Source organism: Halioglobus sp. D3-4 (genome assembly GCF_055809315.1).
Map to the genome: position 1 here is coordinate 1,314,626 of NZ_CM147907.1, position 13,491 is coordinate 1,328,116.

At 55.8% G+C, this 13,491-nt stretch carries 10 protein-coding genes; 5 read left to right on the forward strand and 5 right to left on the reverse strand.

From position 1 onward, the window contains the following. Positions 1-127 precede the first annotated feature (127 nt). Positions 128-3,598 (forward strand): transcription-repair coupling factor, encoded by a 3,471-nt coding sequence (gene mfd, locus AC0L6S_RS05655; protein ID WP_473427451.1) that lies wholly within the window; start codon positions 128-130, stop codon positions 3,596-3,598. Then, complete coding sequence (locus tag AC0L6S_RS05660; protein ID WP_473427452.1) at positions 3,591-4,478, forward strand: CsiV family protein; 888 nt, start codon at positions 3,591-3,593, stop codon at positions 4,476-4,478. Before mfd ends, AC0L6S_RS05660 begins: the two co-directional genes overlap by 8 nt. Before the next feature lie 41 nt (positions 4,479-4,519). Here AC0L6S_RS05660 and AC0L6S_RS05665 read toward each other — a convergent pair whose 3' ends face one another. Continuing rightward, the gene (locus AC0L6S_RS05665) at positions 4,520-5,263 is read right to left on the reverse strand and encodes an S-methyl-5'-thioinosine phosphorylase (RefSeq protein ID WP_473427453.1); all 744 of its coding nucleotides are present in this window, start codon (positions 5,261-5,263) and stop codon (positions 4,520-4,522) included. A gap of 500 nt (positions 5,264-5,763) precedes the next feature. On the opposite strand from AC0L6S_RS05665, the gene AC0L6S_RS05670 reads away from it, so the two are divergent. Both AC0L6S_RS05670 and AC0L6S_RS05675 read left to right on the forward strand, forming a co-directional pair. Further along, positions 5,764-6,081 (forward strand): DUF6763 family protein, encoded by a 318-nt coding sequence (locus AC0L6S_RS05670; RefSeq protein ID WP_473427454.1) that lies wholly within the window; start codon positions 5,764-5,766, stop codon positions 6,079-6,081. Between the two features lie 150 nt (positions 6,082-6,231). Continuing rightward, positions 6,232-6,762: a hypothetical protein gene (locus AC0L6S_RS05675; RefSeq protein ID WP_473427455.1), complete on the forward strand. Its 531-nt coding sequence runs from the start codon at positions 6,232-6,234 to the stop codon at positions 6,760-6,762. A 60-nt stretch (positions 6,763-6,822) separates the two neighbouring features. On the opposite strand, the gene AC0L6S_RS05680 is transcribed toward AC0L6S_RS05675, so the two are convergent. Both AC0L6S_RS05680 and AC0L6S_RS05685 read right to left on the reverse strand, forming a co-directional pair. Further along, positions 6,823-9,999, reverse strand: a complete 3,177-nt coding sequence (locus AC0L6S_RS05680; protein WP_473427456.1) for an efflux RND transporter permease subunit — start codon at positions 9,997-9,999, stop codon at positions 6,823-6,825. A gap of 25 nt (positions 10,000-10,024) precedes the next feature. Beyond that, entirely contained in the window at positions 10,025-11,113 is a 1,089-nt protein-coding gene (locus AC0L6S_RS05685; protein WP_473427457.1) for an efflux RND transporter periplasmic adaptor subunit, read from the reverse strand. A 403-nt stretch (positions 11,114-11,516) separates the two neighbouring features. Between AC0L6S_RS05685 and AC0L6S_RS05690 the strand changes: the two genes are divergently transcribed. After that, positions 11,517-12,104, forward strand: coding sequence for a TetR/AcrR family transcriptional regulator (locus AC0L6S_RS05690; RefSeq protein ID WP_473427458.1), 588 nt, complete (start codon positions 11,517-11,519; stop codon positions 12,102-12,104). Between the two features lie 43 nt (positions 12,105-12,147). On the opposite strand, the gene AC0L6S_RS05695 is transcribed toward AC0L6S_RS05690, so the two are convergent. Next, entirely contained in the window at positions 12,148-12,831 is a 684-nt protein-coding gene (locus AC0L6S_RS05695) for an SDR family NAD(P)-dependent oxidoreductase (protein ID WP_473427459.1), read from the reverse strand. Between the two features lie 158 nt (positions 12,832-12,989). Further along, on the reverse strand, positions 12,990-13,490 hold the full coding sequence (locus AC0L6S_RS05700) for a CreA family protein (protein WP_473427460.1): 501 nt from the start codon (positions 13,488-13,490) through the stop codon (positions 12,990-12,992). Position 13,491 lies beyond the last annotated feature (1 nt).

Sequence of the window (13,491 nt, forward strand, 5' to 3'; positions counted from 1 at the left end):
TAGGGCGCAAGCAGCTATCTGGCAAATTCACGGTCTGATCACACTTTGGGCTGGCGATCGCCCTCACCTTCGCTATAATTGCGCAGCTTTGCCCCCACCCGGACTCACCGAAAAACGGCTACAACCTATGTTCAGCAAGCTGGTCGAAAAGACGCCCTGGCCACATCAGGCCGCATCACGCACGTCTATTGGGCCGTTCAGCGGCAGCGCCGACGCGCGTTGCATTGCCGAGCTGTCCGATCCAGGGAAATTGCTGGTGGTGATTACCTCCGACACCAGCGCCTCACTCGCGCTGGAGCGTGAACTGCCGTTTTTTTTGGATCAACCACGTGAAATACTAATATTCCCCGACTGGGAAACCCTGCCCTACGATAATTTCTCGCCGCACCAGGACATTATTTCAGAGCGATTGAACACGCTCTACCGGTTGCCGGCTATGACAGAGGGTATTCTGATCGTGCCGGTGCCAACACTGATGCACCGCCTCGCGCCTGCAGAGTATATCGCCGGTTCCAGCCTGGTTCTGCAACAGGGACAAACTCTCGACGTGGAACGTTTTCGCAGCAACTTGCAACGCAGCGGCTATGTCAATGTGGAAACCGTCTATGAACATGGCGAATTTGCACTGCGCGGCTCTCTGGTCGATGTCTACCCAATGGGTAGTGAGCTGCCCTTTCGTATCGACCTACTGGATGATGAGATCGATACCCTGCGTACCTTTGAGCCAGAAAGCCAGCGCACTGTCGCCAAAGTAGACGGTATCAATCTGCTGCCAGCGCGCGAATACCCGTTGGAACAGAGCGCTGTGCGCCGCTTCCAGATGAACTGGTATGACAGCTTTGACGTGGACCACGACCAGTGCCCAACCTACGTCGAGGTGAGTGCCGGGCGCAGTCCCGGCGGCTGCGAGTATTATCTGCCGCTATTTTTCGACGAATGTGCGACGTTGTTTGATTATTTGCCTCAGGACAGCGCGATCGTTACTACAGGCGATCACCACGGCGCCGCCCAGCACTTCTGGGAAGAGGTAAATACCCGCTACGACGAGTATGGCATAGATCCGCGGCACCCCTTCCTGCCACCGAACCGGTGCTTCACACCCGTCGAGGAGCTGTACCGACTGCTGAAGCAGTTTTCGGTGCTGGAACTGCGCTACAATCCCGAGGCCGCCGTACACCACAAAACCACAGTTCTGCCGCCGCCGGACCTCAGCGCTGAGCACCATACGGAGTCTCCCTCCGAGAACCTCGTGCGCTTTCTCAACACGCACAATGGGCCAGTACTACTGTGTGCCGAATCGGCCGGGCGCCGAGAAGTTCTGCTGGAGTCACTGCGCGACCACCACCTGACACCGCCTGCGGTGGCGAACTGGCATGAATTTATTGCCTCAGGGCTGGATTTTGCTATCGCCACTGCACCATTAGACCGCGGACTGTATTTCGGGCCGGGACAGCCGACCCTGGTGTGTGAGGCGCAGCTGTTCGGCAACCGCGTTGCTCAGCGGCGCCGCCGCAAGAGCACCACAGATGACATCCAGACCAATGCCTTCAAAGCACTGAATGAACTTCGTGAGGGCGTACCTGTGGTCCATTTGGAACACGGTGTAGGCCGCTACATCGGCCTGCAAAAGCTCGACGTGGATGGCCAGGAGTTCGAGTTTCTGGCGCTGGAGTACTTTCAGGGCGCCAAGCTGTATGTGCCGGTCGCATCCCTCCACTTAATCAGCCGCTACAGCGGCAGCGATCCAGAGCTGGCACCACTGCATAAACTGGGCTCAGACCAGTGGGAAAAGGCACGGCGTAAAGCGAGTGAGAAAGCCAGTGACATCGCCTCCCAACTGCTGGAGGTGTATGCTCGGCGAGAGGCGCGTCAGGGGTTCACTTTCGAGGCGCAGGACCAGGGCTATGCGCAATTTGCCGCCGCCTTTCCGTTCGAGGAAACCGCCGATCAGGCAGCCACGATCCGCGCCGTGCTCGATGACATGCACAGCCCGAAAGTCATGGACAGACTCATTTGCGGCGATGTTGGCTTTGGAAAAACCGAGGTTGCGCTGCGCGCGGCATTTGTCGCCAGCAGCAATCAAAAACAGGTTGCAGTGCTGGTGCCGACAACCTTACTGGCACAACAGCATTACAGCTCGTTCAGCGATCGATTCGCCGATTGGCCCGTTTCCGTAGAGGTGGTATCGCGCTTTAAATCCACCAAGGAAACCAGTGAGATCATGCGCCGCGCGAAAAACGGCGATATCGATATCCTTGTCGGCACCCACAAACTCCTGCAGAGTGATTTCCGCTTCAAGGACCTGGGCCTTTTGATCATTGATGAAGAACACCGTTTCGGCGTCAAACAGAAAGAAGCCATCAAGGCACTGCGCTCGGAAGTCGATATTCTGACGCTCACCGCCACACCGATCCCCCGCACACTCAATATGGCACTCGGCGGCATGCGGGACCTGTCCATTATTGCCACACCGCCCGCGCGCCGTTTATCGATTAAGACCTTTGTTCGTGAACACAATATAGCGCTTGTCAAAGAGGCGATTCTGCGTGAAACCTCGCGCGGCGGCCAGGTCTACTACCTGCACAACGAAGTGAAAACCATTGAGGAGACCGGCCGCAAATTACGCGAGTTGTTGCCGGGTCTGAGTATCGCCGTTGCGCATGGGCAGATGCGCGAAACCGAACTCGAGCAGGTCATGTCGAGTTTTTACCACCGACATCACCATGTACTCCTGTGTACCACCATCATTGAGACGGGCATCGACATCCCCAATGCCAACACCATAATTATCGATCGAGCCGATAAATTTGGCCTTGCGCAGTTGCACCAATTACGCGGTCGCGTGGGCCGCTCGCATCACCAGGCCTATGCCTACCTGTTGACACCGCCGCAGTCCGCTATCACATCCGACGCCGGTAAACGCCTGGAGGCTATCGAGGCTGCAGGCGATCTGGGAGCCGGCTATTTGTTGGCAACCCACGATCTGGAGATACGCGGCGCGGGTGAACTGCTCGGCGATGAGCAGAGTGGCCAAATCCACAGCGTCGGATTTTCCATGTACATGGACATGCTGGAGCGCGCGGTTGAGTCCCTGCGACGCGGAGAGATTCCCGATGTCGATGCCCCTCTCGATCAGGGTACAGAAGTGAATCTACATGCGCCTGCGCTGATTCCAGATGACTACCTACCCGATGTGAACAGCCGCCTGGTGATGTACAAGCGCATTGCCGCAGCCGTCGACAACTCAGAGATACGCGAACTGCAGGTAGAGATGATAGACCGCTTTGGCCTGCTGCCACCGCAGATAGACAACCTCTTCCAGGTGTCAAAATTGCGTCTGCGCGCCCAACAGTTGGGGATTCGAACTATTGAAGCCGGGCCAGAGGGTGGTAGTATCGATTTCAAGAGTACGACACCGGTCAACCCGCTGAGTCTGGTGGAGCTGGTGCAGTCAGACCCACGTAGCTACAAACTCGCCGGCGCCACGCGTCTGCGATTCGAAAAAGAATTGGCTGATCTCCAGGCGCGTTATCAGTTTCTGGAGAAACTCATGGATTCACTCGCCACAACGCCCGGGGACCCTTCCACCCATGCCTGACCACTCGATGACAACCCTCACACGGATACTGCTTGCAGCGATATTGCTGCAGCCCATTTACACGCAGGCGCAAAACGATCAATGGTACAAGGTTGAATTGCTCGTATTCAGCCGGCCGGCTGGGGCGACTGCCGAGCGCTGGGATCCGATCCCGAACCTCAACTACCCGACAAGACACCAGTTTCTGAGCTATCCTGGCGAGGCGCAAACACCGCTGTCAGGTACTTCTATACCCGTCAGTAGTGCAGGCAGCAGCGCGAGCAATAGCGCGTCCGAAACTGACAACGCGCAGCCATCACCAGCGCTACCCAAAGCTTTTGTTACCTTGCCCGCTGCGCAGCGACAGTTTTCCGGCAAAGCCGCAGCAATGCAGCGCAGTGGTCGCTACCGCATCCTGTTTCACGAGGCGTGGATACAACCGATGCGTGCAAAGGCGCAGGCACTGCCGATCATTTTGGACCGCTCTGGTGACGGCGGCCCGTGGCCGGCGCTGCAGGGATCCATCAAACTGTACTTGTCGCGTTTTTTTTACCTCGATACCGATTTATGGCTGAACACACAGGGGGAATATCTTCCGGGGGAATGGAGCATGCCCGCGCCGCCGCTGGCTCCCCCGTCCACACCACAGCAGGTAACCGTGTATTCCAGATCCGATCAGCCAGGAGCCACGTCGAGAGCCGAACCGGTCAACCGCACTGCGGCGGAGTCGGATGAGCGGGTTGAACCCGGCATGAACCCGGAGGAAACGCAGTACCCGTTTCGCCACGCGGTACTGCTTGATCAGACTCGGCGTATGCGCAGTGGTGATATCGTCTATATCGACCACCCGCTATTGGGCGTCCTTGTCACAATCACCCCACTGGCCCCTTCCGAGGGCTAGCGCAAAAAAGGTCGATAGAGCGGATTAGCTGCGAAGCCGTATCACTCGTAGTTTTTTAGCAGTTCGCTAAGCAGTTTTCGCACTACGGCTGCTTCACTCGCGAGGATTTCACGCATCATCGCCAGTGTTAATGGCAAGTCGCCGAGCCCGGCGGCGGGATTTACCACCATGCATATTGATGCATAGGGCAGGTCTGATTCCCGCGCTAGCGCCGCCTCTGGCATGCCTGTCATCCCTACTACGTCGCAGCCATCGCGTCCCAGTCGCTGGATTTCAGCAGCCGTCTCCAGGCGCGGCCCCTGAGTTACACCGTGTACTCCACGATCCTCGTGTGGGATGCCTGCAGCTATTGCGGCGCGGAGCAGCGCTTCTCGCAGCGCTCTGTCATACGGTTCGGTAAAGTCGATATGCATGAGCGCCCCCTCCTCGCCTTCATCAAAGGTGTGCTCGCGGCCCCAGGTGTAATCAATCACCTGATCGGGAATTAACAGCCGGCCCGGTCTCATCGCCGGTGTGATGCCACCAACAGAATTAATTGCCACGATACCGGCAACACCCAGCGACTTGAGTGCCCAGATATTGGCCCGGTAGTTGATTCGGTGTGGAGGAATAGCGCCTGGACTGCCATGTCGTTGTAGAAAGTACAGGGTCGTATCACCCAGACGCCCCTCCTGAACGGGCCGGGAGGGCTCGCCAAACGGCGTGTCGATACGGTGATCCCGAAGGACTTCCAATCCCTCCAATTCATCGATCCCTGTTCCGCCTATAATCGCTAGCGGCTTCATGCGAGGTGCACCCCTGACACCATCAGCCTGCAGTCACTGCTCGCTCGTTGTGCCGCCTTATCGACAAAGGTGTGATGAGATTTCAGGTTGTTCAATTTGTTCTCCTCGTGATATTGCTCAGGTGGCATTTTTCAATGCGATTAGCGGAACCAGATATGCCACTCCCCGGACACTGACGGCATTGTATCGGAACAGTCAGCTGACAGCTTCAGGGATAACGTTTGTTGCCTTCCGGTCAATCAAATTAGCATCGTTTTTAGACGGAATTATTATGTTGGTAACCAATATGAAATAGCAAAGGCTATATAAAAGCCACTGTTGACCGAAGTCAACTCTCGAAAGCAACTGCAAGCGTTTGATCTTCCTTTAAAAACCTTCGAACTCCCCAATTCACCACTGATATGTCAGTGTGGACTAATGGAAAATATGTCTGGTAGACATGCCTATTCATCGTGATATGTTGGGGCTCTTAAGTGAACGCTGGCAATGGGGGAAGCCGAATGAAAATGTTAAGCCCTGTGGTAGGTGCTTGGTACAAGGATTTACAAACGCAGGAGCTCTTTGAGGTTATAGACTGGGATCCCGGTAACTTCACGATAGAAACTCAATATCTGGGTGGCGAAGTCTCTGAATACGATCTGGATGCATGGCGGGAGATGCACCTGGAGCATGCAGAAGCACCCGAAGATTGGCGCGCTGCATTCGAGCTGGATGACGATGATCTGGTAGATCCCGACTTACCAATGCACCCCGAAGACTGGGGCAATCCCGTCAGCTCCATCGAACCCGATGCAATGGTCGGTGTCGAAGATTACTGAGTTCGCCGCACGGCACAGAACCACACGCTTCTACCTACAGCAGCGGAGTGCTTGCTGCATGTAGAATGTAATACGTAGTTGTTGTCTTTTGTAATACATTTATTTACCGTGCTTCCCATTGAAACCAATCTGCTTCGATGGAGCAATGCCATGCCCGATACAGCGAAGCGCCGCGGACGAAAGCGCGGCCAGACCAAGGATCGCGTGCTACAGGCGCGCATACCAGAGCAACTCGACGAGGAGATACGCGGCCGCGCCGAACAATTGGGCCTGTCTGTATCCACCATTGTTCGCAACGTATTACTGAATACGTTCGATTTGGTCGAGGGCGTGGTCAGCGACAGCTCGCAAATTGCTCGAGCGCTGTCGGGAAACATGGAGGCCTCTCATGCCGATAGGACCCTGCAAAGCACCGCAGGCGAGCACGCATCCCCGGATTCTGTCATCGGCTGGCAGCCGATTATCTTGAACAAGAATGGCGTCTGTGAGCAGTGCAATACCATATTGCACATCGGCGAAAATGCTGCAATGGGCGTACCTACCGGGGCACGTGCCCTACTCCTTTGCACTGATTGCCTGGCCCAACGCACCTCTGAAGCTACAGCCCCTGCAAGCACGGCGAAATCACGTGCCAGAAAGCGCAGCACGTCATCCCACGAGCCTGGAAAAACCAAAGGCTGAAATTCCTTGCTAAAGGCAGCCTGGAACGCCACTGGCAGGTGTGCAATGCGTCAGACCAGCTTACTCCACAGCCAAGGGAGAATCAGCGGCGGCACTGTTTGCCGGTTTGCGATGCAAGCGGTCGTCCAGCGCTCGCGACACCAGGTAGAACCCCGGCGTGAATATCAATCCGAAGAAGGTGACGCCGAGCATACCGGAGAAAACCGCTGTTCCCAGTGACGCGCGCATTTCGTAGCCAGCGCCACTGGCCAGCATCAGGGGCACCACGCCGAGGATAAAGGCAACCGACGTCATAATAATGGGACGAAGGCGCAGTCGCGCGGCTTGCACAGCTGCGTCGACACGCCCAGCGCCGCGCGCTTCTGCCTGTCGGGCAAATTCGATAATCAGGATGGCATTTTTTGCCGCTAGCCCGATAAGCACAACAAACCCAATCTGCACCAGAATATTCATATCAAGGCCGCGGAGCATCACCCCGGTGAGCGACGCCAACAGTGACATCGGCACAATCAGGATAACCGCCAGTGGTAAGGTGAGGCTTTCGTACTGGGCCGCGAGTAACAGAAAAACGAACACTACAGCGAGCGAAAAAGCAATTGCGGCAGTTCCGGATGCATTGCGTTCCTGCAGTGCCAGTTCTGTCCACTCGAAACTCATGCCGGGCACCATTGTGTCATTTGCCAGCGCTTCCACAGTGTCCAGCGCATCGCCGGTTGAAAACCCATCGACAACGTTGCCCTGCACTGCGGCTGCGGGATAGAGGTTATAGCGGGCAACGCGGCTGGGGCCGGTAATGTCCCTGAACGTGGCAATCGTGCCTATTGGCACCATATTGCCATCGCTGTTTCGTGTACGCAGCCGCCCGATGTCGGCCGCCGACTTACGGTACTCATCCTCAGCCTGGGCGGTGACACGAAACGTGCGCCCGAATGCATTGAAATCATTCACGTAAACCGACCCGAGATACACCTCTAGAGTGGCAAATAGATCCTCCATATTTACGCCAAGTTGCTCGGCCTTTTCGCGATCAATATCGGTAAACAGTTGTGGTGTTTGGGTATCGAAGGTCGAAAATACCGAGGTCGCTGCGTCAGAACTGTTGGCAGCAGCGGCCAAAGCCTGCGCCTGAGCCTCAAGCGCGGCGAAACCCAGCCCGGCGCGATCCTGTACATACCCCTTGAAACCACCCGCATTGCCGATGCCCTGCACCGAGGGTGGGGGTATCACCATCACACGCGCATCCTGATAGCGGCCAAACAACTCTCGTAGGTCATCTACAATACGATTGCGATCATACCCCTGCTTTACGCGTGGACCGATGTCGGACAGGGTGAGGAAGACTGTAGCGCTATTGGAAGATGTCGTCCTCGTCGCGCCGTTGAGTCCAGCGAAGGCAGCGGCATGCTCGACATGCTCGAGGGCCAGAGCGTCTGCGATAACACGGTCCATCACTCGTTCAGTGCGCGACAGTGAGGCGCCGGGTGGCAGCTGCACGACGGTTATCAGATAGTTTTGGTCGACTGCGGGTACGAATCCGCGCGAAACCTGATTGAACTGGAAACCCGCCAGTGCGATCAGGCCGACATAGACGATCATCATCGCCACAGTGATTCGCGCCAACTTTCGTACCAGAGCCGCGTATTTGTTGGCTGTTGCATCAAAACCGGCGTTGAAACGATTGAACAGCCTATCGAGGGGGCGCTGCCATGCCTTTCTACTGGCAGTTGAGTCCGCAGGTTTCAACAACAGGGCCGCCAGTGCGGGGGACAATGTCAGCGATACACCCGCTGAAATGATGGTGGCCGAAGCAATGGTGATCGCAAACTGTCGATAGAATTCCCCGGAAATTCCATCCAGAAAAGCGGTGGGAATGAAAATGGCCGACAGAACCAATGCAATCGCCACAAGGGCACCGCCGACTTCATCCATTGTCGCGTGCGCAGCCGCTACCGGAGTTAAACCGTCATGAATTTTACGCTCAACGTTTTCTACCACGACTATCGCATCGTCAACCACGATGCCAATGGCCAGCACCAACCCGAACAGCGAGAGGTTGTTGAGGGAAAAGCCGAACACCTGCATAACGGCAAATGTGCCGACCAGCGATATAGGAATCGCCAATATGGGTATCAACGAGGCACGCAGGCTCTGGAGGAACAGAAATACGACCAGGGCCACGAGTATAATGGCCTCAAATATGGTCTTTTCCACTTCATCGATTGTTTCTTCGACGAATTTCGTTGGATTCCAGATGACGGTATAGGCCAGGCCTTCGGGAAAATCCAGAGACATCTCATCAAGGGTTTCGAGTAGTCTCTCGGCGGTTTCCAGTGCGTTGGAGCCCGGTCGCTGGGTGATCCGCATTCCCAATGCCGGGGACTGGTCCAGTTTGGCATTGGTATTGTAATCACGCGCCCCAAGCTCGACGCGGGCTACATCGCGTAAGCGGACCTTGCGACCGTCCTGCCCCGTTTTGACGACTATGTTTTCAAAGGCCTCGCGCTCAGTGAAGCGCCCCAGCGTCTGCACGCTCACTTCGAAGGCTCCCTGGGCATCGCTGGGCGGTGCATCCAGCACACCACCGGCTACCTCAACATTGTTGCGGCGCAGTGCATTGACAATGTCGCTGCCCGTTAAACCGAGGCTTGCTGATCGCTCCGGGTCGATCCACACGCGCATGGACAGTTCACGAAAGCCAAACGACAGAATTTGTCCGATCCCCTCAATACGTTGTAGGCGGTCGCGCATCTGCAGCCGCATGTAATTGGATATGTAGAGCTGATCGCGACTTTCATCTGGCGAATACAGGTGCACCACCATCAGTGCCTCCGGGTTGGATTTCACCGTTGAGATACCCAGTCGGCGAACCGCTTCTGGCAAGCGGGGCTCGGCCAGAGCAACACGGTTCTGTACCAGTACTTGCGCAGTGTCCAGGTCGGTACCAGGCTGGAATGCCACCGTAATTGTCGCCGTTCCGGCGGCCGTCGACTCAGAGTTGATGTACAACATACCCTCAACGCCGTTTATTTCCTCCTCGATTGTCGCAGCGACCGTCTCACTAATGGTTTCCGCCGAGGCTCCCGGGTAGGAGGCACTGACCTGTATCGTTGGCGGTGCAATATCTGGATACTGACCGACCGGCAGTCCTGTATAGGCAATCGCTCCTATCAGGACCACCAGCACCCATATAACACTTGCGAAGATAGGCCGACGGATAAAAAAATGTGGGAATTGCATTTGCTGCTCCTGATACGGTGTCGATTCAGCGCAGTGAGAGCAGCGCGGATGGTTCGGCGGGAATGGGTGTGACAGGCATTTGTTCACGTACAAATTGCGTACCGCCTACAATCACGCGATCCTCCGCGCCAAGGCCGGAACGCACAATACGCTGGCCATCTTTTACTGGCCCAAGTTCTACCGGGCGGCGCTCGGCAATATCATGCGCGGCCACAACCCAGACGAACTTTTGTGCCTGGTCTGTTTGAACGGCTGTATCCGGTATCAGTACAACATCGTGTTTTCCAGAGCCCAGCAACTGTAAGCGACCAAACATGCCCGGAGAGAAAAGGTCATCCGGGTTCTTCAGCGTCGCACGACCGCGCATTGTGCCGGTGGAGCGATCCAGTTGATTATCGACAAACGTGAGTTGACCGGCATGCGCGAATTCCTGTTCATCCATGAGCTTTACCCGTACGGGGTGCTGGGTATAGCGACCACTGATCCGGCTGCCCTGCTGTGCCAATCGAAGATACTTGAGATAATCGGCCTCACTGGCGGTAAACTCGAAGTAGATCGGGTCGGTGGATACCTGTGTGGTCAGCAGTGTACCGCCATCAGCACCACCGACAATCAAGTTGCCGACGCTCACAAAATTATCCGACACCCTGCCAGTGATGGGCGCCCGCACTTCGGTAAATTCCAGATCGAGCTCTGCCCGGGTAACACGGGCCAGGGCGGCTGCTCGATCAGCGGCCGCTTGCTGTACTGCCTGCTCTCGCTTGTCGCCTTCTTCCTGACTTAGCGCACGCTGCGCAACCAGCTGCTTACCGCGTTCCGCCTCAGACTTGGCGTAACGGTAAGCCGCCGTAGCGTGGTCGAGAGCCGCATTGGCAGCCGCCAGCTCAGCGGCGAACGGGCGAGGATCTATGCGGAACAACAACTCGCCCGCCTCAACGATCTCGCCGGAGGTGAATGCAACCTCGGTGAGGTAACCCGACACCCGGGCGCGAACCTCAACATCATCAACTGCCTCGAAACGGCCTGTGTATTCGTCCCACTCAACGATTCTCTCAATGGTGGGATTGGCAACTGTAACCGCCTGGCTGAATGTCTTCCCAGCTTGGTCAGCCATGGCAGGAGTACTGTTCAATCGGCTGAGCGCAATGAAGCCCAGCCCCAAGAGAGCAATAACGCCAGTTAAAACGGACGTCCTGAGTGATTTGCGAAGCCGACCAGACATGATGTGTTCTCCAGAATGGGCCTGCGCGAGGGCCGCACAGATAAACCTGTTGCGTCGTGCGCGCGTTTGTACCAGTTGATATAGACTACGGGCTATCAGAACGTTCAGTCAAGACTTTTAACAAATAAGGCCAAGCTGGAAAATTTGGGATTCGATCTATTTAGTAGGCTTAAACTCGTTATATCTCTATACCAATACAATGCCTTGCAACTCAGGCTGAATTTTTTGTTTGTATCGCTCGGTTTATACATGCTATATTCCGTCCATCTAAAGATAACAGAGAGGCGCCACCGAGATGCCCTGGGAAAAATCGTTTGACGAAGAAGCCACGCTGGAAAAAGCCATGCACGTTTTCTGGGAGAAAGGCTTCGATTCAGCCTCTATAACTGACCTTCTCGATGGTACCGGTATCAATCGAGGCAGCCTCTACAATGCGTTTGGGGGTAAACAGCAACTGTTTGTCAGAACACTGCTGAAATACGATCAGGACAAGCGTCGCAGGGCGTTGGCAGACCTTGAGGCGCTGGATGATCCACAGCGGGCAATCGGCGAGTTTTTCGACACTATGGTCGCCGTGACGGTTGATGACCCAAAACGCAAAGGCTGCTTCCTGTTCAATACTGTGCTGGAGTGCCCATCACACGAACCGGAAGTCAACGATATCGTGGCTAATGGGCTGAGAGAGATTGAAGCCTTTTTCTGTCGCTGCATAGAAGTCGCCCAGGTCCGCGGCGATATTCCCGCTAGCGTGAACCCAAAAGCCAAGGCCAAAGCGCTACTGGCGCTAGCACTGGCGATTCGGGTGCTCGGGCGCAGCCCTTACTGTGATGAAGGTCTGCAGACCATTGCCGACGAGGCAAAATCGCTGATTTCAGGCCGGTGAGCAACCGGCCCGAAATGTGCGCAAAATGTCGGCCATTCCACCGCTAGCCCCCGCGAGAAACCGGAATCAACGCGCCGGAAATAGAGCGAGCCGCGGGGGATGCCAGAAATAGAATCACTTCTGCTATCGCCTCAGGCTTAACCCAGTTGCTGGTGTCTGCGTCCGGCATATCGGAACGGTTGGTCGGCGTGTCGATGATACTCGGAAGAATCGCGTTGGCTGTCACTGTCGTTCCTTCGAGCTCTGCAGCCAGCGCTTCGGTCAATTTGTGAACACCGGATTTAGATGCTGCATAAGCGCCAAGACCCGCACCCGCGTGTATCGCACCGCCGGCACCAATATTGATAATCCTTCCTGCAGCACTGCCCCGCAGTGCGCCCAACGCCGCCTTGGTGATTGTGGCAGCGGTAACAACGTTCATTGTGAACATACGCTGCCAGGTGTCGAGACTACCGCCCTCTAGCGTCTCCCACGCAAAACCACCGGCGATATTCACTAATACGTCTACACCACCGGCACTGGCACTGATATCTGCCAGTACTTTGTCGCAGGCCGCTGCATCGGCGAGGTCAACACCCGGATAATCTCGCCCTCCGCGGTTATCGTCCGGTGCCGACGGAGCAAAATCAACTCTTGAAACTGTACGCCCCTGATCGACAAACGCTTTGGATACGGCTCGCCCCAGCGCTCCGAAACCCCCAGTTACTACAATGCTTCGACTATCCATCCATAACCTCCGGTGTGTTTTTATACCTGTGTTGCCCAGCGTTGGGTCAAGCCCGGCAATTTCCGTTCGCCATGATAATGCACAGACCTGTCGGTATCGACAAAAACTCCCGCAGGAATCGATAGAAGTCGCTGCATATCACATCACGTCGATTGTGTTTAGTCCTTATAGCGGCACTGGGCCAGTGACTGTGAGGACTCAGAACCGGCCCAACGGGTGATAGGGACGGCCGACACCGAATTCTTCGGTGAGCCTTCAACCACTTTATCGCTGTACACCAGATACACAATGGCATTGCGTTTGGGGTCGCAGTAACGCAGGACTTTGAGACTTTTGAAAATAAAAGAGCGCCGCTCCCTGAACACCCGCTCACCCATTTCGAGTGGCTCCTTGATCACGATCGGGCCAACCTGCTGACAATCCAGCGAGGCATCAGAGGTATCCTCCGCAAGCCCCATGGCTCCGCTATAGCCGCCTATTTGCGCTCTACTCAAATAGCAGGCAACACCCTCTACCTTGTCATCGTCAAACACAGACAGGGTGATTGAATCATCCGGTGAGAGCGCTCGCCATTTGGTATCGACACTACCCAGCTCCTCTGCCAACGTGAATGATGACGAGGACAGCAGAAAAGAAAGTATCAGCGGGTACAGTTTCATC

Bases quoted from the DNA above. Each gene is read 5' to 3' on its own strand.
- mfd (WP_473427451.1), top strand. From the start codon at position 128: ATGTTCAGCAAGCTGGTCGAAAAGACGCCCTGGCCACATCAGGCCGCA.
- AC0L6S_RS05660 (WP_473427452.1), top strand. From the start codon at position 3,591: ATGCCTGACCACTCGATGACAACCCTCACACGGATACTGCTTGCAGCG.
- AC0L6S_RS05665 (WP_473427453.1), bottom strand. From the start codon at position 5,263: ATGAAGCCGCTAGCGATTATAGGCGGAACAGGGATCGATGAATTGGAG.
- AC0L6S_RS05670 (WP_473427454.1), top strand. From the start codon at position 5,764: ATGAAAATGTTAAGCCCTGTGGTAGGTGCTTGGTACAAGGATTTACAA.
- AC0L6S_RS05675 (WP_473427455.1), top strand. From the start codon at position 6,232: ATGCCCGATACAGCGAAGCGCCGCGGACGAAAGCGCGGCCAGACCAAG.
- AC0L6S_RS05680 (WP_473427456.1), bottom strand. From the start codon at position 9,999: ATGCAATTCCCACATTTTTTTATCCGTCGGCCTATCTTCGCAAGTGTT.
- AC0L6S_RS05685 (WP_473427457.1), bottom strand. From the start codon at position 11,113: ATGGCTGACCAAGCTGGGAAGACATTCAGCCAGGCGGTTACAGTTGCC.
- AC0L6S_RS05690 (WP_473427458.1), top strand. From the start codon at position 11,517: ATGCCCTGGGAAAAATCGTTTGACGAAGAAGCCACGCTGGAAAAAGCC.
- AC0L6S_RS05695 (WP_473427459.1), bottom strand. From the start codon at position 12,831: ATGGATAGTCGAAGCATTGTAGTAACTGGGGGTTTCGGAGCGCTGGGG.
- AC0L6S_RS05700 (WP_473427460.1), bottom strand. From the start codon at position 13,490: ATGAAACTGTACCCGCTGATACTTTCTTTTCTGCTGTCCTCGTCATCA.